The 20,569-nt window shown below is 51.9% G+C and carries 20 protein-coding genes and 1 tRNA gene; 20 read left to right on the top strand and 1 reads right to left on the bottom strand.

All coding sequences use genetic code 11. The annotated features are described in order from the left end of the window. The first annotated feature begins 51 nt into the window (after positions 1-51). The 11 genes from Q7K71_06550 to cutA are packed head-to-tail and all read left to right on the top strand — an operon-like array spanning position 52 to position 9,958. Positions 52-1,152: a pyridoxal phosphate-dependent aminotransferase gene (locus tag Q7K71_06550; protein ID MDO8675754.1), complete on the top strand. Its 1,101-nt coding sequence runs from the start codon at positions 52-54 to the stop codon at positions 1,150-1,152. Beyond that, complete coding sequence (locus Q7K71_06555; protein ID MDO8675755.1) at positions 1,136-1,609, top strand: cytidine/deoxycytidylate deaminase family protein; 474 nt, start codon at positions 1,136-1,138, stop codon at positions 1,607-1,609. The genes Q7K71_06550 and Q7K71_06555 overlap by 17 nt, the downstream gene beginning before the upstream one ends. Before the next feature lie 9 nt (positions 1,610-1,618). Further along, a complete protein-coding gene (locus tag Q7K71_06560) occupies positions 1,619-2,008 on the top strand; it encodes a response regulator (protein MDO8675756.1) in 390 nt (129 codons plus the stop codon). 53 nt (positions 2,009-2,061) lie between these two features. Continuing rightward, entirely contained in the window at positions 2,062-3,255 is a 1,194-nt protein-coding gene (locus Q7K71_06565) for a glycoside hydrolase family 5 protein (GenBank protein ID MDO8675757.1), read from the top strand. A gap of 3 nt (positions 3,256-3,258) precedes the next feature. Beyond that, positions 3,259-4,053, top strand: coding sequence for an RNA methyltransferase (locus Q7K71_06570; protein MDO8675758.1), 795 nt, complete (start codon positions 3,259-3,261; stop codon positions 4,051-4,053). Continuing rightward, positions 4,053-4,748, top strand: coding sequence for a pseudouridine synthase (locus tag Q7K71_06575; protein ID MDO8675759.1), 696 nt, complete (start codon positions 4,053-4,055; stop codon positions 4,746-4,748). The genes Q7K71_06570 and Q7K71_06575 overlap by 1 nt, the downstream gene beginning before the upstream one ends. After that, positions 4,745-6,688, top strand: a complete 1,944-nt coding sequence (locus Q7K71_06580) for an ATP-binding cassette domain-containing protein (protein MDO8675760.1) — start codon at positions 4,745-4,747, stop codon at positions 6,686-6,688. The genes Q7K71_06575 and Q7K71_06580 overlap by 4 nt, the downstream gene beginning before the upstream one ends. Then, positions 6,685-7,059, top strand: coding sequence for a hypothetical protein (locus Q7K71_06585; protein ID MDO8675761.1), 375 nt, complete (start codon positions 6,685-6,687; stop codon positions 7,057-7,059). Before Q7K71_06580 ends, Q7K71_06585 begins: the two co-directional genes overlap by 4 nt. A 45-nt stretch (positions 7,060-7,104) precedes the next feature. Next, on the top strand, positions 7,105-8,454 hold the full coding sequence (locus tag Q7K71_06590) for a hypothetical protein (protein MDO8675762.1): 1,350 nt from the start codon (positions 7,105-7,107) through the stop codon (positions 8,452-8,454). 19 nt (positions 8,455-8,473) lie between these two features. Beyond that, entirely contained in the window at positions 8,474-9,160 is a 687-nt protein-coding gene (gene pgeF / locus Q7K71_06595) for a peptidoglycan editing factor PgeF (GenBank protein MDO8675763.1), read from the top strand. 6 nt (positions 9,161-9,166) lie between these two features. Further along, the gene (cutA, locus tag Q7K71_06600) at positions 9,167-9,958 is read left to right on the top strand and encodes a divalent cation tolerance protein CutA (GenBank protein MDO8675764.1); all 792 of its coding nucleotides are present in this window, start codon (positions 9,167-9,169) and stop codon (positions 9,956-9,958) included. On the opposite strand, the gene Q7K71_06605 is transcribed toward cutA, so the two are convergent. Then, positions 9,955-11,391: a peptidylprolyl isomerase gene (locus Q7K71_06605; protein ID MDO8675765.1), complete on the bottom strand. Its 1,437-nt coding sequence runs from the start codon at positions 11,389-11,391 to the stop codon at positions 9,955-9,957. The genes cutA and Q7K71_06605 overlap by 4 nt on opposite strands. A 392-nt stretch (positions 11,392-11,783) precedes the next feature. Between Q7K71_06605 and Q7K71_06610 the strand changes: the two genes are divergently transcribed. The 9 genes from Q7K71_06610 (at position 11,784) to Q7K71_06650 (ending at position 20,567) form a co-directional block, all read left to right on the top strand. Continuing rightward, on the top strand, positions 11,784-14,522 hold the full coding sequence (locus tag Q7K71_06610; protein MDO8675766.1) for a hypothetical protein: 2,739 nt from the start codon (positions 11,784-11,786) through the stop codon (positions 14,520-14,522). 9 nt (positions 14,523-14,531) lie between these two features. Further along, a complete protein-coding gene (locus Q7K71_06615; protein ID MDO8675767.1) occupies positions 14,532-15,077 on the top strand; it encodes a nucleotidyltransferase in 546 nt (181 codons plus the stop codon). Next, complete coding sequence (locus tag Q7K71_06620; protein MDO8675768.1) at positions 15,070-15,273, top strand: hypothetical protein; 204 nt, start codon at positions 15,070-15,072, stop codon at positions 15,271-15,273. Before Q7K71_06615 ends, Q7K71_06620 begins: the two co-directional genes overlap by 8 nt. A 56-nt stretch (positions 15,274-15,329) precedes the next feature. Beyond that, positions 15,330-16,205: an ATP phosphoribosyltransferase gene (hisG, locus tag Q7K71_06625; protein ID MDO8675769.1), complete on the top strand. Its 876-nt coding sequence runs from the start codon at positions 15,330-15,332 to the stop codon at positions 16,203-16,205. 136 nt (positions 16,206-16,341) lie between these two features. Beyond that, the gene (locus tag Q7K71_06630) at positions 16,342-17,349 is read left to right on the top strand and encodes a tetratricopeptide repeat protein (GenBank protein ID MDO8675770.1); all 1,008 of its coding nucleotides are present in this window, start codon (positions 16,342-16,344) and stop codon (positions 17,347-17,349) included. Next, on the top strand, positions 17,349-18,221 hold the full coding sequence (ispE, locus tag Q7K71_06635; protein MDO8675771.1) for a 4-(cytidine 5'-diphospho)-2-C-methyl-D-erythritol kinase: 873 nt from the start codon (positions 17,349-17,351) through the stop codon (positions 18,219-18,221). The genes Q7K71_06630 and ispE overlap by 1 nt, the downstream gene beginning before the upstream one ends. A gap of 28 nt (positions 18,222-18,249) precedes the next feature. Next, positions 18,250-18,323: transfer RNA gene (locus tag Q7K71_06640), tRNA-Gln, on the top strand. Positions 18,324-18,336: 13 nt separating this feature from the next. Continuing rightward, the gene (locus Q7K71_06645; GenBank protein MDO8675772.1) at positions 18,337-19,575 is read left to right on the top strand and encodes an NTP transferase domain-containing protein; all 1,239 of its coding nucleotides are present in this window, start codon (positions 18,337-18,339) and stop codon (positions 19,573-19,575) included. 35 nt (positions 19,576-19,610) lie between these two features. Then, complete coding sequence (locus Q7K71_06650; GenBank protein MDO8675773.1) at positions 19,611-20,567, top strand: ribose-phosphate pyrophosphokinase; 957 nt, start codon at positions 19,611-19,613, stop codon at positions 20,565-20,567. The last annotated feature ends 2 nt before the right edge of the window (positions 20,568-20,569 follow it).

Genomic DNA, 20,569 nt, shown 5'->3' on the forward strand with positions numbered 1-20,569 from the left:
CGTACGGACTGGCCATTAGTCCCCAATGAACTTGCAGACATCTTGCAGAATATGCGCGCGCAAGGTCAGGACATTTTGGATCTGACCGAGTCCAATCCGACCCGGTGCGGTTTCAATTATTCCCCGTCGATATTATCCGCGTTCAATGTTCCGGACAATTTGACCTATGACCCGGCCTCCCAGGGGGTTCCCAAGGCCCGGCAGGCGGTGGCCGGATATTACGCGGCCAAGGGTTTGTCCGTCAACGTGGATGATATTGTTCTCACCTCCAGCACGTCCGAGGCGTATGCGTTCCTTTTGCGGCTTTTGTTGAACCCCGGGGAGAAAGCCCTTGTCCCGCGGCCCAGTTATCCGTTATTCCAGTTTTTGCTGGAGCTCAATGATGTTGCCTATACCCAGTATCCTTTGGTCTACGATGGGGCGTGGCGTCTGGACCAACAGGCCCTTGAAGACGCGGTGGATGAGAAAACCCGCGCTGTCATTCTGGTCAATCCCAATAATCCGACGGGGTCCTATGTCCAAAAGGATGAACTGGATTTTTTGAACGGCCTGTGCCTGCGGCATTCCCTGTCTTTGATCTCCGACGAGGTTTTTATGGATTATGGGTGGGGGCCGCGGGCCGGCGTGACCTTGATGGGAAACGCGCGGGTGCCGACCTTTGTGCTGGGCGGATTGTCCAAGACATTGGGGCTGCCGCAGATGAAAATGTCCTGGCTGGCCATGTCCGGTCCACGGGACACCATCGCCACGGCCATGGGGCGTCTGGAGATCATCGCGGACACGTTTTTGTCCGTCAATACGCCCGTGCAGAATGCCGCGCCCGTCTGGCTGGCTGATGCCGGCGGCGTCCGGGACCAGGTGCTACGCAGAGTGAAAGACAACTGGTTCTGGCTTAATGCTCACGTTCCCGCCGGTGTCAAGGTATTGTCCGCCCAGGGCGGCTGGTATGCGGTGCTGGCCATTGAGGGCCTTACGGACGAGGAGGCCTTTGTCACCGGACTGCTCAAGGACGAACGCGTTCTGGCGCATCCCGGGTATTTTTTTGATTTTGAGGCCTCGGGATACGTTGTTGTGTCGCTTTTACCAACTGCGGAAATTTTTTGCCAGGCCGCCGGCCGTCTGTTAAGATATGTCCATGAACAAAAGACCTGACTGGGACGAATATTTCATGAAACTGGCGATGCTCGCTTCCGAGCGCGCCACATGCCCGCGCATGCATTGCGGATGCGTCCTGGTCAAGGCCAAGAACGTCATTGCCACCGGGTATAACGGGTCCATCCCCGGGGACGAACATTGCGACGACGCGGGGTGTCTGCTCGTGGATGACCATTGCGTGCGCACCGTGCATGCCGAAATGAACGCGCTGATCCAGGCGGCCAGGCGCGGCCATGCCGTTGAGGGAGCCGGCGCCTACATCACCAACATGCCTTGCACCACCTGCGCCAAGGCCTTGATCACCGCCGGCGTCAAGCGCGTCGTGGTTTTTTCCGATTACCATAAGACCATGGCCACGGAATTTTTTGCCAAGGCCGGGGTCATCATTGACCGCGTTCCCATGCCGGACAAAATGATCGATTATGACCTTAAAAATTATTCTTCCGCACGCTAGGAGACAGATATGGCCATCAAAGTCCTGATCGCCGACGACGAAGAAGCCATCCTTGGGATCATGGCTAATAAAGTGGCCGCGCAGGATTACGCGGTCGTGACCGCCCGCGACGGCCAGGAAGCGTGGGACAAGATCGTTTCCGAAAGCCCCGACGTGATCATCCTCGACATCGTCATGCCCAAAATGGACGGTTGGTCCGTCTTGCATAAACTGCGCTCTGAGCCCCCGTCGAAGAAATGGCAGCCCGTCATCATCGTTTCCGCTCTGGGGGAAATGGACCATGTGCAAAAAGGGCTGGATCTGGAAGCCGACCATTATTTGACCAAACCCTGCCGTATCGAGGATGTTCTCAAAGGCATACGTCTGATGGTATCGTTGATCCCGGCGAGAAACGTTTAGCCACGGCCCCAAGCCATGACAAATTTTGTCCCGATCGTTTGTATTGTATTGCTATGAACATTTTAACGACACACGGCACGGCGATCCTTGATGGTCAGCGGCCCGTTATGCTTAAGGGCGTGAATTTCGGGGGATGGCTGATGATGGAAGCGTATTTCACGCATGCCCCGAATTTTGCCGAGAAGGTTTTTAAGGAACATTTTTCAAAAGTCCGCGGGGACAAAACCCTTGCGCAACTGGAACGGTCATTTCGCGCGAATTTCATCACCGAGGCAGACATGAAAACCGTGGCCGGCTTAGGCATGAATTGCGTGCGCCTGCCGTTCAATGGCCGTTTGCTTGAGCGAAAGCCTTATCAGGTTGATCCCGCGGGTTTTCATTATCTTGACGATGCCGTGCGCTGGGCCAGGAAATACGGCGTGCGCTTGATCCTGGATCTGCACGCGGCGCCGGGATCGCAGAATCACGACTGGCATTCGGACAGTTTGGGTAAAGCCGGGTTATGGACGTCCAACAGAAACCAAAAACGCGTGTGTGCTTTATGGGAAGCGGTGGCGGACCGTTATAAGGACGAAGGCGCGGTGGCCGGCTATGACCTGCTCAATGAGGCGGTTGTGCAGGACAATGGTCTTTTGAACCGTTTTTATAAAAGCGTCATCAAAACCATCCGTTCGGTGGACCGCAGGCACATTTTGTTCATTGAAGGCAATCGCTGGGCGCAGGACATCGACATGTTGGAGGATTTTTCCGACGACAATTGGGCTTACAGCGTCCATTTTTATGAGCCCGTGGAATTCACGTTCCATCTCAACCATTTCCTGAAATACCCGTTGATATCCAGGGCCGGAAGATGGGACGCGGGGGTGATGCGCCGCCGGATGAAGGCGTATTTGACCCAAGCGCGCTCCAGGCAAAGGCCGGTGTATGTCGGCGAGTTCGGGGTCAATGCCCGCGAAGGCGTTTACGGCGAGGACATTTATCTGCGCGACCTTTTGAAGGTGTTCAATGACTGCGGTTTCCACTGGACGTACTGGACCTATAAAGCGGTCAAAAATTATATGTTTCCCGACGGTATTTACAGTTACAGGCCTAATACTCCGTGGGTCAATCGCCAGGGGCCCAAGAGCGGCTGGGACACGTGGGCGGCCTTGTGGCCCAAGCATCAAAAGGACATGATCGCGTCCTGGCGGACAAAGACCTTCACGCCCAACGCGCGCGTCCTGGCCGAATTAAAAAAGGCCATTTGAATTATGGGGACACAATACTTAATTTCCAGCACACAGAACGGCCTGATCAAAGAGACCGCGGCATTGCGCGAGCATAAGGCGCGCCAGGAAACAGGCCTGACGCTCATTGATGGTCAAAGAGAGTTGGAGCGGGCTTTGCAGGCAGGCATCAAGTTGGTGCGGGTATTTTTTTGTCCCAAACTGATCCAGGGCAAGCTGAACCTCAAGTCCCTTAAAAGCGAAGGGACCGAATGCGTTGAGGTCACGGACCATATTTTCGCAAAATTGGCGTATGGTCAAAGGGTGGAGGGCGTCATCGGCGTGGCCCGCGTGCCTTCTCAAGCATTGAACGGCCTGAAATTATCCGAAAACCCTTTGATCGTGGTTGTTGAATCCGTTGAGAAACCCGGTAATTTGGGCGCCATCCTGCGCACCTGCGACGGTGCCGGCGTGGACGCTTTGCTCATCGGCGATGCCAAGACCGACCTTTACAATCCTAATGTCATCCGCGCCAGCGTCGGCACCATATTCACCGTTGCTGCGGCCGTTGACACGAATGAAAACATCAGGGCTTTCTTAAAGACCAAGGGCGTTAAAACGCTCGGCACCTTTCCCGACGCCAAGGATGTTTATACCAAGGCGGACCTGAAAGGGCCTTTGGCTGTTGTTTTGGGCACGGAAGATGAAGGCCTAAGCCCTTTTTGGCAAAGGCATTGCGACAGGAAGGCCCATATCCCCATGGCCGGCCAGGCCGACTCACTGAATGTCTCCGTCACCGCCGCTATTGTCGTTTATGAGGCCTTAAGGCAGAGGGCTTAATGCGCCTGCAGGTGTTTTTATCCCATAATGGTGTTTGTTCCCGCCGGGACGCGATGGTCCTTGTCCAGTCGGGCCGCGTGAAGGTCAACGGCCTCATCGTGCGCGAGCCGTCGTTCGCGGTTGAGGCCGGTGATGATATCATGGCCGACGGCCAAAAGGTCGAGTCCAAACAATATTCCTATGTCATGCTCAACAAGCCCGCCGGCTATGTCACCAGCAAGGAAGATCCGCACGCGGACAAAACCATCATGGACCTGCTTCCCAAAGAATTGCATCATCTTGTTCCTGTCGGCCGTCTGGACAAGGAGAGCGAAGGCCTGCTGTTATTGACCAATGACGGCAACCTGGCCCATCGCCTGACGCATCCGAAATTCCACGTGGATAAAACCTATACGGTGCGCGTCGGGGGCGAACTGGCCAGGGAAAAAAAGATGCGCCTGGAACACGGGGTGGTCATCGAGGGCGAAAAAACAGCCCCTTGCTGTATCCGCGACGTACAGTATAATGGCACGGATACGGAATTCCGGATGATGATCCACGAGGGCCGCAAACGCCAGATCCGGCTCATGCTCAAAGCCGTGGGCAGTCATGTTCATTACTTAAAACGCGTTGCCGTCGGAGATCTGAAGCTGGGAGACCTCAAGACCGGCGCCTGGAGATATTTGGACCCCAAGGAAGTGAAGATCCTGCGATGATCACCGTCAGCAATTTATCCAAGAATTTTGATGAGCGCATGCTCCTGCAGGATGTGTCTCTGGGCATTTTTCCCAATGAGCGCATCGGCCTGACCGGCCCCAACGGGGCGGGCAAAAGCACGTTGTTTGCCATCATCCTCGGACAAATGGAACCCACGTCGGGTTCGGTGCAGGTCCAGAAAAACTTGAAGATCGGTCATATGGCGCAGGAAACGAAATACGCCTCCGACCGCACGGTCATGGATGAAATGACGTCCGGCGATGCACAGATCCGTGAACTTCTGCATGAAAAACACCGCCTGGAAGAAGAACATAAGGCCGACAGTTCCCGTTACGGCGATATTTTGGAGGTCCTGGAGAAAAAGGGCATTTATGAAATGGAACATAAGGCCGAAAAAGTCCTGACCGGGCTTGGCTTCAAACAGGAGGATTTCCATAAGCCCATTGCCCATTTGTCAGGCGGCTGGCAGATGCGCACCCAGTTGGCCAAACTGCTGACCACCCGTTACGACCTGCTTTTGCTCGACGAGCCGACCAATTACCTTGACCTGGAGGCCACGCTGTGGCTCAAAGGATATTTGTCCAAATACGACGGGACGTTCATCATCATTTCGCACGACAAGATCTTCCTCAACGATGTCACCAATTACACCATCATTCTGGAAGACGGAAAAATGACCAAGGTCAAGGGCAATTACGAACTGTATGAAGAGGAAAAGATCACGCGCCTGCGCACCCTGGAAAAACAAAGCAAGGTCATTGAAAAGAAACGCGAACAGCTGGAACGTTTCACCGAGCGTTTTCACGCCCAGCCCAATCGTGCCTCTGCCGTGCGCAACAAACGTAAAATGCTCGACCGGATGGAAGAGATCCGCATCCCGCAGGAAAAACACAGCATCCGCGATTTTCAGTTTCCCCCGACAATAGAAAGCGGTCATACGGTCCTGACCATGAGCAAGGTCGCGAAATCCTACGGGGACAAACAGGTCTACAAGGACCTTGACCTTGAGATCACCAAGGGCCAGAGAATATGCCTGGTCGGCCCCAATGGTGCCGGCAAAAGCACGCTGCTCAAAATGCTCGCCGGGGTCCTGCCGTTCGATTCCGGCACGCGCAAACTCGGGCATCAGGTGTCTTTGGGATATTTTTCCCAAACGCGTCTGGATGTTTTGAACCCGGCGCGCACGGCGCTGGAGGAATTGTTGTCCGCGTCCACGGCCTCGGTGCCCATGACGCAGGCGCGCACCCTTTTGGGTGTTTTTAATTTCCGCGGGGACGACGTGTTCAAACACGTGCGGATCCTCTCCGGAGGGGAAAAAAGCCGGCTCATCCTGGCCAAACTTCTGGTCAATCCGCCCAATTTCATTTTGCTCGACGAGCCCACGACCCACCTGGACATCGACGGGGTGGAAGCCCTGACGAGTTGTTTCAGGAAATACACGGGCACGCTGTGTTTTATCAGCCACGATCTTTTTTTCGTCAAAGAGATCGCCGACCATATCATGGACGTCAATAACGGGACGCTGAAAATGTATCCCGGCGGCCTTGATTATTATCTGGACAAGAAAGCCGGCCGCGACGCGCAGGAAAGACAAAAAGCAGGGCAGGAGAGGGCCGCTGCCAAACAGAAAAGATCCGCTCCGCCGGGAAATAACGGCCATGCCGCGTCTTCTCAAATCAGGTCTGCCCAACAACGTCATCGGCAGGCCTTAAAGCGTCTGGAAGATATCAAGACAGAGGCCAAGAATTTTGAAAATGAGCGCAAACAGCTGGAGACCGAAAGTTACGTCAAGTCACGCGTTCTTTCTGATGCGTTCGGCCGGGACCCGGTCCTGATCAAGGAATACGGCCGGCGGCTCAAGGAGATCCAGCAACGCATGCGGGAGATCGTCGTGACCCTGGACAAACTGCAGGAAGAGAAGATAAGGATCACCAAATGATAGCACCACTATTGCTGGTCCTTTTTTTCAGCGGGTGCGTGCAGGTGCAGATGCTGCCCCATCTCGACGAGGCGCTGACCCTTCGGTCATTCAGCGCGCAAAAGGACGAACAGCATCAATATGTCCGTGACGCGGATGCCCGGTTTGACAAACTTTTGGCCGCGGTGCAAAGCGGGGACATCAAGAAGTACAACACAAAAAAAGATATTGTGAGGGCTTTCGGAGAGCCGGTCCTGACCAAGGACATTGTCATCGATGGGCTGCCTTCGACATATGGCCTGTATCGTCATGCCATTGGATCCAAAGCTAAACAGAAAGTGTATCTGTATTTTAATGCCCAGGGGCAGTTGACCTATTGGGAGTCTATATGATGACAAAGGCTATTTAGTAAGATTTGTATCATTGGAGGAATGGTCATGAGCGCTAAGTTTGAAAAGTTAAATATTTTCTTCGATAGAATAAAAACTATTGGATTTTTTCAAAGAATATTCCAGTGGCGTCAGATTAGCAATTTAAGTCATGATGCTTATCGAGAATTTAAGGAGCTGGAGAGATTGTTTGAGGATACGACCACAAGGATCAACGAATTAAATAAATCAACAGAACTTTCGAGTGTTGAAAATGATCGTCTTAAGTCAGAGAAAATAAAATTAGAGAATTTGTTGAAGTCTGGGGTAGAGAAATTGGAGGATACTAAGGGAGAGGTTTCCGATTTAAAGGCTTCGATTGCTTCGAAAGACGAAAAAATAAGTTCGTTAACGGAACAAATTAAAAAAGAGGCGATTGAATTAGCCGTATTGAAAGAAAAAACAAGCCTGCTTGAACAAGAAATGCAGAAAATTAAGCAAGAAAATACAAAATATGAACAGACCGAGGCTGGCCGGTTGGCTAAACATGGTAATGAGATGGCAACAATTATAACCATCAGAGATCAAATCCAAAGCGACAGAAAGAAAGAGATAGAGGAACATCAGGCAAATGAGATTGCTCGTATAGAAGCGATGAAGGAAACCTGGAGCAAACATCAGGAAAAGGTCAAGAATACTATCAAATCAATATGTCAAAAACATGCCATAGAGTATTTGGATCAAGTTCCTTTTAAGGGAAGCCCTGATAACACAGTTAAGATTTGTGATGAATTTGTTATTTTTGATGCCAAAAGTCCTTCTTCGGATGATTTGGGAAATTTTCCGGTCTATATCAAAGCTCAGACTGAGGCGGTGAAGAAGTATATAAAAGAGGAAAATGTGCGCAAAGATATTTTTCTTGTAGTTCCTTCGAATACCGTCGATGTTATTGAACAGTTCAGCTATAACATGGCTGACTACAACGTTTATATAATCACTATCAATGTGCTCGAGCCGCTTATGTTGCTTGTTAAGAAGCTCGAAGATTATGAATTTGTTAATCAATTAAGCCCAGAAGAGCGGGAAGATATTTGTAGAATCATTGGTAAGTTTGCTTACATGACAAAAAGAAGAATACAAATCGATCATTTTTTTACCCGACAATTTCTTGAAATACTTGCTAAATGTGAAGCTGGTCTTCCAGGAGAGATACTTGACAGGGTGGCTGCATTCGAACAATCTGAGAAATTGAATCCTCCTCAAGAGAAGCGTGCAAAACAGATTCTCATCAAAGATTTAGAAAAGGATGATCAGAAAATTCAGAAAGAGGCCGAAGCAAAGAGTGTTGTGTTTCCTTTATCATTGTCGCGCAATATCAAGAACATTCCGCTCTATGAAGGGGAAGAATCGGTCTCGTAAGAATAAGATATTATGTTTTATGATAATTTTTAAAGATCCTTCCGTGATTGCTTTCACCAGCGACGCGTCCGTTGATTTCACCACACAGGATTTTGACGCGTCTTTGGCCCCGGCCCAAAGCGCCTACCTTAAAACGCATACCGGTATTGACATCCCGCGGGTTTTTTGGCGCAAACAGGTCCACGGGGATGATGTCCTCATCGCCGGAAAAGAGGCCTGCGCCAGGGGCTGTCCTGACGCGGACGCTTTCATCACCGACCGCAAGAACGTGCCGATCGCCATCCGCACGGCGGATTGCGTGCCGGTCTTTATTTATGATCCCCTCAAACAGGTCATCGGCCTGGCCCATGCCGGATGGAAGGGGACGCGTCAGCGCATCGCGGCTAAAACCGTCCAGGAAATGCAAGACAAATTCACCTGCCGATGCTATGATTTAAAAGTTGCTTTAGGTCCGGCCATCCGTTCGTGCTGTTATGAAGCGGGGCCGGAATTTAAGGTGTATTTCCCGGACGATACTGTTGAACGCGGTGGAAAAGTTTACGTGGATATCGTCGCGGCCAACCGCCGCCAGTTGGTGGAAGCGGGGATTGACGACGGCAATATTTTCGATGGCGGCGCGTGCACCTGCTGCAATAAAGATTATTTTTCGTTTCGCAGGGACGGTAAAAAAGCCGGACGCATGATCTCTTTGATGATGTTGTTGTAAAAATATATGTATATCGTCGTTTTGGTCACAGCCAAGGATGCAAAAGAAGCGCACAAGATCGCCAACGGTCTTTTGCAGGACAAGTTGGTCGCCTGCGCCAATATCGTTGCGGGCGTGCGGTCTTTGTTTTGGTGGCGGGCACAAGTGGATTCATCCAAAGAAGCATTGCTTATCCTCAAAACAAAGAAGGCCTTGTTCAAAAAAGTCGTCGCCAAAGTCAAGGTGCTGCACAGTTATGAGGTCCCGGAGATCATCGCTTTGCCCATTGTTGCAGGCAGCAGCGATTATTTAAAATGGATCAAAACGTTGGTCTCCATCATATTTGTCGGGATGGTCCTGTCCGCGCCTTCTTTAGCGCCGGCCATGAGCAATATGCCGGAGGGGACTTCAGAAATATCTTTGGTGGGCAAGGCCGCTTATGACGTGACCCTGCCGACGGCTTTGGGTGAGCAGAAGTCGCTGTCGCAGGCGCGGGAAGGCAAGAAAGCGGTGCTGTTCTTCTGGGCCACCTGGTGTCCTCATTGCCGCGATGAGATCACGCGCATGAACAAGAACCTCGATGCCATCACCGCCAAGGGGATCAAGGTCGTTTTGGTGTCCATCGGGGAAACGAAAGAGGATGTGGCGGCTTATTTAAAGCGCAATGCCGTTGTGCTGGACAGTTTCTTGGATGAGGACAATGCTTTGCAGGGACCGTATGATCTGGTCGGCGTTCCGACGCTGGTCTTCGTGGATGAAAAGGGCGTTATCCGCGAGGTGCGCCACGATTTTCCCGATGATTACGAGAAATTTTTTTAGCGGCGGATCTTGTCTTTGACGTTGCTCTGCAGTTTTGCTTCCAGTTTTAACCTGGTCACAAAAGCCGTCAGGATCTGGCTGCGTTTGCGCGCGCTGAGCATTTGCCGGTAATTGTCTTTCTCGCCTTCAAAATCTTCGTCTTTGACTTTCACGACACTGCTCAAATAAGCGATGGCCGGCCCTTGGGGCGTTGCCACCGTGTCCGTCAGCCGGTTATTTTCCTCCAACTTTAAACTCGCTTCTTGCAATTGCGCGGCAAATCCCAAAGCCGGGTTATATTCCCCGTGGCTGAATTCCGGCGTTTGCCGGACATCCAAGTTCAGCGCCTGGCAGGATGTCTTGAAATCTTTTCCCGTCGCGACGCTTTCCTTGATCGATCTTAGAACTTCCTCGGCTTTGGCCTGCGCTTTTGCATACGCTTTTTGTGCGATCACGGTTTTTTGTACCGCTTCTTTGATCACTGCCAGGTCAGGGACGGCTGAATCCTTATGTTCTTTGACCCTGGCGATCTGCCATCCGTCGGGCATTTCCAAAAGCGGGGTGGTGGCGCCCGCCTTCATGGCAAAAAGTTTTTCCACCAGGTCCGGCGACCAGGCGAAGGTCAGCAGGGGCTGGTCCTTGGTGAATGGTCCGCTTTCCTTTGCCTCGTAACCGGCTTGTTTGGCCGCGGCCACAAAGTCCGCGGACGGCGTTAACGCTTTGGCAAAGGCCTGCGCTTCTTTTTTGTCCGGCAGGGCAATGATGACGTATTGCACGTTCACCGTGGCCGGCGCGCGCAAGGTCTCCGCATTCCGGTCATAATATTCTTTAATTTCTTTTTCCGACGCCTCGAGCCCGGCGCTAAAGTCCGCGGGGTTGATGATGACATAATCCAATCTGATCTTTTCATTGCGCCTGGCATATTCCTGTTTGACCTCATCATCAGCAATGACCATGGGTCCGGTAACGCCGTCGAGCATTTTTTTGATCATCAATCTGTTGCGCATGCCTTCCTCGAAGTCATGGGGTTTACGGCCGAAGGCGCCGGGATTGCGGACAAGTTCCTCATACAGATAGCGGTCGAACCTACCTTCCCGTTGAAAGAAGGGAAAGGCCGCGATCAAGGCCGCCACTTCTGCGTCGCTGACCTTGATGCCGCGTTTTTTGGCTTCCCGCGACAGGATGAGGCGGTCCCAGGCCTCGTTTTCCAAATCCAGCCTGTCGCCTAATTTGGAGAGTTGATCGCCGTAGAGGATGAGCGCCTGGTCGCGGCTGTCCATGTAGGCGCGTTCGAAATCCCGCAAAGAAACGCTTTGGCCGTAAATTTTTCCGGCGCTGTTGGTGCTGTCCCAGCCCGAAGCCGCGCCGAAGACCCCGAAAGACAGGACAATGATGACCGTGATGAACCACAGCACTTTTTTGGACACGCCCTTGTGGCGCAGGATGCTAAGCATATCGGTGATTATAGACGATGGCCTAAATTTTGACAAGAATTAAGACGGAAAACGCTTTCCCAATAAGCCGGTCTTGGGCTTGTTTTTTTGTGTTTTATAGTAAATACTTATACATGAACCCTAATAGATATATCTAACATATGAACCCCTTGTTCCGCCAGATCATTTGCTCTATTTTGACCGTTACGTTTGCGTTAACAGCGGTCCCGCCTCTGCACGCCCAAGAGATTTACCTGCCCCAACCCGGCGTCCGCATTGGCCTAAGCCCCCAATTCAACCCCGCCGTCCTCAAAGGCCTCAAGGTCCATCCCGACAATCCGTTTCGGTTTGATTTCATATTGGATACCGGTGACGTAGAGACGCAGCATGCTGCGTCTCTACAAAACGAATCAATGAAATTGATCAAATATTTCCTCGCCTCTTTAACCATCCCCGAACAAGACCTCTGGGTCAACCTGTCTCCTTATGAGAAGGATAGAATTGTTCCTCAATCCTTTGGTCAAACCGAGATGGGACGTGACCTATTAGCCCAGGATTATCTGCTCAAGCAGATCACCGCATCACTAATCTACCCAGAGGATGAATTCGGCAAGATCTTCTGGAAGAGGGTCTATGAAGAAGCCAACAAGAGATTTGGAACAACCAACATCCCGGTCAATACCTTCAACAAGGTCTGGATCGTGCCAGAGAAGGCCGTAGTCTATGAGAACGCGCAAGCAGGCACGGCGTATGTGGTAGAAAGCCGATTGAAGGTGATGTTGGAAGAGGATTATCTTGCCTTGGCCAACAACCAACCGCCTACCAGGGGACATGTTCCGCAGAACGTGTCCCCAAGCACCCTGCCAACCTATCAACCATTGAATCCGAAAGCATCCCAGGGAAATCCCCTTAACGCCTCACCAGAGATTAACGCATTAGGTTCTCAAATAGTCAGAGAGATTGTCATTCCCGCATTAACCAAAGAAATCAACGAAAACAAGAACTTTGCCCAACTAAGACAGGTCTACAACTCCCTTATCTTGGCCACCTGGTACAAGAAGAAGATCAAGGACAGCATTCTCTCTCAAGTGTATGCAGATAAGAATAAGATTTCAGGCCTAACGCCAACCAGGGGACATGTTGCTGGCACCGCTAGTGCCAGTAACGTGTCCCCAAGCACGTTGCCAACCAACCCAGCATTGAATGCGAAAGCACCCCAGGGAAACCCGCCCAACGATGTCGAAGCCATCTACCAGCAATACCTCACCGCCTTCAAGAAAGGGGTCTACAACTACATCAAAGAAGAGCAGGACCCTGTGACCCGACAGATGATTCCAAGGAAGTATTTTTCGGGTGGCGTGAAATTCGGTGATGTGGCGATGGTGACTACAAAGGATGCGGCCATGCTTCCGCAGGTGGCTTCCGATCACTCCGCTATTGTTCAGACAAATTTAAATCCAGCTGGCCGGGCGATGGCGGCTATACAGGATTGGGAAAGAGTGCGTGCTCGGGCAAAAATTTCTTTCTTCGTCAAAACATTTTTTATTATGGGAGGGACGGTTATCGGTGCAAGTGCGTTTAAGCATTACAGTCAGAACGTATACGCGGTTCTCGCAATGGGGATGTTGTACGGCTTCACAACCTTCCGTTTTGTTATGGACGACTACTTAATAGGAAAAAGTGAACGTGCTGGGGACTATATTACGATTTCAAGGCAACCGAAGGAAAGGGACTCTTTGGGTATTCATGTCGTCCTAAATTTAAAGGGGCTGGCCGGACAACAGGAGAACGCATATACACTTATCGCGGAAGATGTGGTTAAGGTTGTTTATGAGCTTGTTGCGAACTGGAAACAAGAGGGTGGGCTTAAAGAAGTAAAATATATTACAGGAGATTCCCCGTTGCTTGTTCAGGAGAGGAGGGGTATGGGAGCAAGGTTTATGCCTAGCATAAAGCGTCTGCTCAATAAGATCGGCGTGGGGGATGAGGATATTGAAGTGCACAAACGTCAAAGAACAGATAAAAGGCAGTTTATGTTGTGGAAGATATTGTATCCGCGTGTATGGATGATAAATAATAAAACATATAGTGGCAGATTCAGGATGAATGTTTCCACGCCCGAGGCTCAGCAGGCCTTGCTTGAAAAATTGAGACCTGTTTATGATGCGTTGAACGGCGTTGATCCTAATGATCCGGAAAAGATGGCCAAGAAAAGGCGAATTTTGTTCGGCGGGAGTTTGGCGCGGGATGAAGAAGCCCAAGTGGACGATGCCACAGCCTCCGTGCAGGCCGGGCCGGACGCGGCGATGTCAAGGTCACAACAGTCAGAAAATATTAAAAGCATTGCTGATTGGATTGATGCTCTCAAGAAAGACAATTATGTTTTGTTCCACCAAACAATGGATGATTCAGCTGAAAGAATATTACAGAGTTATTTTAAAACCAGCCCTCAAATTAATGGGATTGCCGCAGTATATACTCGAGAAATTTTGATGGGAAATCTTCAATGGATGTCTATGTCTGCGGGAGAATTTCAGAGACGTCGTTTGGAACAGGACGGTCCCCTCGGACAAATTCACAAAGGTGCAAATGCGATAGTTGTTCTTGTTTTTCCAAAAAAAGAATTCGGAGGCGTAGATCGTTTTATCCGACTTTTCGAAGTCTTTGAGATGATTGATGAAAAAATAGGCGGCGATTGGCTTCAAGAAACAGGAGGTATGGGTGTCCCCAATAAATATGTAGCTGGATATATCCATCCCACTGATCAATCCATTGATGTGTATATAAATCCAAATAGCGTTGTTAAACCTTTATCTGATGAGCATTGGGGATTGTTAGGCGTTGGAAATGAAAATTTGATTGTTTTAAGGGATCAGGCGATAAAAAGTGTTATGAGCAAACAATCCGGCCCTGGAGGTATTGACTTTAAATCCGACAAGGTGGACAGCGCTTTTGAAATAAAAAGAGAGCCGGAACAAATGGGGACACGTAACGAGTACATGTCCCCATTTGTCGACCCGGTCATGCTGGAGCAATTACAAAACGCCCCGGGGTTCGTGCCGGTGATCATCAACATCCAGCCCATGACGGATTTGCGGATGTTTTTGGGGCTTCAAGAAAATAAGCCGGAAAAAGAGGAGGCTGTGTTATAATTCTTAAATATGGATTTCGAGGCGGTTTTTAAAATAATCCTGGGACAATTTGGCAAATATAACGTCCGTTTCGCGATCATAGGGGGTTTTGCCCTGCACGCGGCGGGTTTTACCAGGGCCACCAAAGACATTGATTTCCTGCTGCATCATGAAGACAAGGCGAAAGTCAAGGCAGTCCTTGCCTCTTTGGGGTATGAAGCCATTCATGAAAGCGAGGACGCCGCGAATTTCTTGAATCGATTGTCCGAGTTGGGACAGATCGATTTTATCATAGCCCGTCGTAAATATGCGTTGGCGATGCTCGAACGCGCCAAGCCGTATGAGATCATTAAAGGGCATACGGTCAATGTCATTGTGCCGGAAGACATTATTGGTTTGAAGATCCAGGCCTTGCACAATGATCCCGCGCGGTATGCGCAGGACATGGCGGACATTCAATGGCTGATCAAAAATCACCGGGAACAGCTGAATGTGGGACTTTTACGGGAGTATTTTGATCTATTCAACTGTGCTGATCAATTGGAAAGAATTTTAAACGAGACCGACCATGCTTAGCGACGAAGAAAAAAGAGAAATGCTGGAAGACGCCCGAAGCGAGTCCCGCCGCAAGGCATTTGCCCGGGCGAGAACACAGGTCTTCAGTCAGCCGATGACCTGGGAACAGTATTTTCGTTTTTTGCGCGGCGTTGTGAATCTTTTTCCTCAAAAAGAGTCCTTTAAAAAGATCGAGGGAAGTGCGTTTAAGCTCTAAATCAGCGTATCTATTCGCTTTACATTTAAAAACCGTCTCGTTATAATACGCTCCTTATGAAAAAGTTAAAATTAGGTCTCCCCAAAGGCAGTTTGCAGGACGCCACCGTCGCGCTGTTCGCCAAAGCCGGCTTTAAGGTGACGGTGTCCACGCGCTCCTATTTCCCCCGCATCGACGATGCCGAGATCGAGCCCGTGCTGTTGCGCGCCCAGGAAATGTCCCGCTACGTCGAGGATGAGACGCTGGATTGCGGCATCACCGGCAATGACTGGATCTTGGAGAACAACTCCGATGTGACGCGCCTTTCCGAACTTCTCTACGCCAAACAGACCACCAATAAGGTGCGCTGGGTCTTGGCCGTGCCCGAGGACTCAAAGATCAAGACTATCAAAGATCTGGAAGGTAAAAAGATCGCCACGGAAGTGGTCAATGTCACCAAACAGTATCTGGCCAAACATAAGGTCAAGGCCGACGTGGAATTTTCCTGGGGCGCCACCGAAGCCAAGGTGGCCACGGGCCTGGTGGATGCCATTGTGGAGTTGACCGAGACCGGCTCGTCGCTGCGCGCCAATAAACTGCGCATTGTTGACACCCTTTGCGAGTCCACGACCCAGTTCATTGCGAATAAAAAAGCCGCCCAGGACCCCTGGAAGAAAAAGAAAATGGAGCAGGTCATCATGCTTTTGCAGGGGGCCCTGGCCGCCAATAATATGGTGGGCCTGAAGATGAATTTGCGCAAAAAGGACCTCGACAAGGTATTGAAGATCCTGACCTCTTTGCGCAACCCTACGATCTCACATCTGGCCGCGGACAACTGGCTGGCTTTGGAAACAGTGATCGACGAGGGGACCGTGCGTTCCATTATTCCCCAGCTCAAAGAAGTGGGCGCTGAGGGCATCATCGAGTATTCTTTGAATAAGCTGATCTACTAAAAAAGGAAAAGTATGCCTTGCGGAAGAAAAAGAAAACGCATCAAGATCCGCACGCACAAGCGCAAGAAATTGCGTAAGTCGCTGCGTCATTTGAAAAAGCGCGCCACCCGTTAAGGCGAAGCGGGGGGAGGTCCGTATGAAACGCTTATGCACGCGTTGGGCGGTTGTTTTGGCTGTCCTGATGCTGGGTTATTTCAGCGCGGGGAAATTTGTTTTCTCCGCTGCCGGCCCCGTCGTTGACGCCCGTTCCAAGGCGCTGGCCCATTACATCATGGGCATTTCCAATGACCTCAACGGCATGGCCGCCGAGTCCGTTAAAGAGTACGAAAAAAGCGTTGCTCTCAACGGCCAGGAGCCCTTGCCCCATCTGCGCCTGGCCGCCTATTACGCGCGCCTTGGCCTTCTGGACAAGGCCGTGGCCCAGCTGAAAACCGTTGTCCGCCTCGACCCCAAAGAGCCCCAGGCCCATTATCTTTTGGCCATGGTGTATTCCTCACAGAACAAGTTTGACCTTGCCGCAACCGAATACGAACTGATCCTCAAATCAGCGTCAGCGGACAATCCCGAAAATACCGAGATCTACCTGTATCTGGCCCAACTGTATTCTTCCGAGCGCAAATTTGACGAAGCCATTGCCCAGTTCAATAAGATCTTGGAAGTCCAGCCGGACAATGCTTCCGTTTGCTATCTTTTGGGGTCCATCTATGCGGAAACCGGCGACAGGGCCAAGGCCAAAGACGCGTTCAAGAAAGTGCTGGCCCTTCAGCCTGATCACGACGGAGCATTGAATTCGCTGGGGTATATTTATGCCGAAGATGGCGTGAATCTCGACGATGCTTTAAAGATGGCGCGCCGGGCCGTGGATCTTGATCCTTCCAACGGCGCTTATTATGATACGCTCGGCTGGGTGCTGTACAAAAAAGGGATGAATGCCCAGGCGCTCATGGCTTTGCAAAAAGCAGAGGCCTATATCCAGGACCCGGTGCTTTATGATCACATGGGCGATGTGTATAAAGCCGTGAAGGAATTCACCCTGGCCCGCAAATTTTGGCACAGATCTCTGGACATGAAACCCGGCCAGGCGGAGGTTTCCCGCAAACTCGGAGAACTCGAGAAAGTCCACGCCTTTAACGGAACTCCCTAGTGCCTTCCATCACGCTTTTTGCACCTGCAAAATTGAATCTTGTTCTGGACGTTTTGGGCAAACGCCCCGACGGTTTCCATGAACTGCGCACGGTGTTCGAGCGCGTCGGCCTGTGCGATACCATCACATTGACGGCCAATCCCCATGGTCCTATCCGCGTGATTTGCGGCCACCCCCACGTTCCCAAAGGCCCCAGAAATCTGGCCTTCCGGGCCGCCCGGCAAATACAGCAGGAATATGGCGTCCGCCAGGGGGTGGACATCCGGATCGTCAAGCGCATTCCCGTGGCCGCGGGCTTGGCCGGCGGGTCCAGCGATGCCGCGGCTGTTTTGATGGGGGTAAACCGTTTGTGGCGGTTGGGTTTAAGTCAAAAAGATTTGGTCCGGCACGCCGCCCGCCTGGGCAGCGACGTGGCTTTTTTTATCTACGATACGCCCTTTGCCTTGGGCACGGGGCGGGGGGAGAAGATCAGGCCTTTAAAATTGGGGGTTAAATTGTGGCATGTGCTTGTCACGCCTAAGGTTAAAATGTATACCAAGGATGTTTTCGCCTGCCTCGCCCGGAAGGCCAAGAGTTTAAAGTTGACAAAAAAAAAGGATAATGTTAATATTTGTCTTCCTTATTTAAGGAAGAACGATTTTCAGGGCCTTGGGACGGCTTTGTCCAACGACCTTGAGCTTTCCATTTTGTCTTTAAAGCCGGATCTGATCCGCTTAAAAAAGAAATTGTCCGACGCCGGGGCTGCCGGTGTCTGTTTCTCTGGCAGCGGTCCGTCTGTTTTCGCCCTGGCGTCCGGCCGGGCGCAGGCCGAGTCGATCAAAGACGGGTTCGATAAGCGTTTCACGCAGGTTTTCGTCGTACCGACGCTGTGATCGGGCGCGCCGGTTGTCAAGGATCGACTGCCCGGTGGTGTAATGGTAGCACCCGAGAATTTGGATCTCGTTGTCCAGGTTCGAATCCTGGCTGGGCAACCACGTTTGCATATTTATGACTGACGTTCGCGCGATCATTTTAGCCGCCGGAAAAGGGACCCGGATGAAGTCCGAGATCCCCAAGGTTTTGCATCCCGTTGCCGGCCGTCCGGTCATCGCTTACGTTCTGGACATTGTCCGTTCTTTGAAAACTTTTGTTGTCGTCGGGCACGGGGCCCAAAATGTCCGGGCCGCTTTAGGGGACGGACTGACCTATGTTGCGCAGGATCGGCTTTTGGGAACGGCGGATGCCCTGCGCCGCGTGGCGCCGCTCTTGAAAGGGTTTCGCGGGCACGTGCTTGTCTTGTGCGGGGACACGCCGCTTTTGGAAAAACAGACGGTGCAGCGTTTGCTGGCCCAACACCGTCGCAGTCGGGCCGATGCCACGGTCCTGACCGCCCATATCCATGATCCGCGCGGATATGGTCGCATCCTCCGCGATGCCGGCGGCCGTATTAGTGCTATCCGTGAACAAAAAGACGCCAGCCCCCGGGAAGCGCGGATCACAGAGATCAACGTCGGGGCATATTGTTTTCAGGCGCAAAAGATTTTTGATGTGTTGAGGCGGGTCAAATGGAATGCCCGCAAAAAAGAATTTTATCTGACGGACGTCATCGAGGTTTTATTAGCGCGGGGCGGCCGCGTGGGAACGGTCCTGGCCGGGGATGCTTCATTGGCCTTCGGGATCAACACGCGCGTGGACCTGGCCCGGGCCGAAAGGGTCATCCGGATGCGCATTTTGAGCAAACTGATGCTGGGGGGCGTGACCATCGTGGATCCGGCAACCACCTATGTGGAAACCGGTGTCAAGATCGGACGGGACACGGTGATCTATCCGTGCACCGTCATTGACCGGGATGTCGTCGTCGGGAAGAATTGCCGCGTGGGACCTTTTGCCCATTTGCGGCCCGGCACGCGCGTGGGTGACCACGTTGAGATCGGTAATTTCACGGAAGTGTCGCGCAGCCGTGTGGGCAAAAACGTGTTCATAAAACATTTTTCTTTTTTGGGTGATGCGGTCCTGGGGGCCAATGTCAATATCGGTGCTGGAACGGTGACGGCGAATTTTGACGGCAGGACCAAGAACAGGACAACAATATCCGATGGTGCCTTTATCGGCTCGGGCGCTGTTTTGGTGGCGCCGGTCAGCGTCGGCAAGAAAGCCGTTGTGGGCGCCGGTTCGGTCGTGACAAAGGGTAAGAATATTCCGGCCGGGGCTGTGGCGTTCGGTGTCCCGGCCAAGATCGTACGGTAGGGGTACGGCATGCCGTGCCCGTATAGAGGAGATGTATGGCTCAATTAGCGGTGTTAGGCGGTAATGCCAATCCGGCATTGACGGCGGAGATCTGCGGGATCTTGAAGATCACGCAAACGAAGGTGCTGGTGGACCGTTTCTCCGAGGGCGAGATCCGCGTGCAGATCAAGGAGAACATCCGCGGCAGGGACGTTTTTATCGTCCAGCCGACATGCCAGCCGGTCAACGACAATATCATGGAATTGCTGATCCTCATCGACGCGGCCCGCAGGGCTTCCGCCGACAGGATCACCGCGGTGCTGCCGTATTACGGTTACGCCCGCCAGGACCGCAAGGACCAGCCGCGCGTGCCGATCACGGCAAAGCTGGTGGCGAACATCATTGTCGCGGCCGGCGCCAACCGCGTGCTGACCATGGACCTGCATGCCAGCCAGCTGCAGGGATTCTTTGATATTCCCGTCGACCATTTGTATGCCATTGACGTTCTTTCCAATTATTTCAAGGACAAAAATTTGTACGGACCGGACATTGTTGTTGTTTCTCCCGATGTTGGGGGCTTAAAAATGGCCCGGGCCTACGCGAAACGCCTGCACGCGGGTCTGGCCATCGTGGACAAGCGCCGCATGAGCCCGGATAAGACCGAAGTCATGCACATCCTCGGTGAGGTGAGCGGCAAGAACGTGGTCCTGGTCGATGATATTCTGGCCACGGCCAGCTCGATCATTGAAGGGGTGACGGCATTGAAGGCCAACGGGGCCAAATCCATTTACGCGGCGGTCAGTCATGGCGTGTTGTCCGGCCCGGCGAAACAGCGCATCCGCGACTGCCAGGACTTGAAGGAAGTGGTCATTACCAATACGATCCCCCTGGCGGACGCGGGGAGCAATCCCAAGATCAAACAGCTTTCCGTAGCGCCCTTATTGGCGGAAGCCATCGCGCGCACCCATAACGGGGAATCTATCAGCAGTTTATTTGAAGAGATCCGTAACTAGAA

It is taken from the genome of Candidatus Omnitrophota bacterium (genome assembly GCA_030650275.1).
In the GTDB taxonomy this organism is placed as follows: domain Bacteria; phylum Omnitrophota; class Gorgyraeia; order Zapsychrales; family Fredricksoniimonadaceae; genus JACPXN01.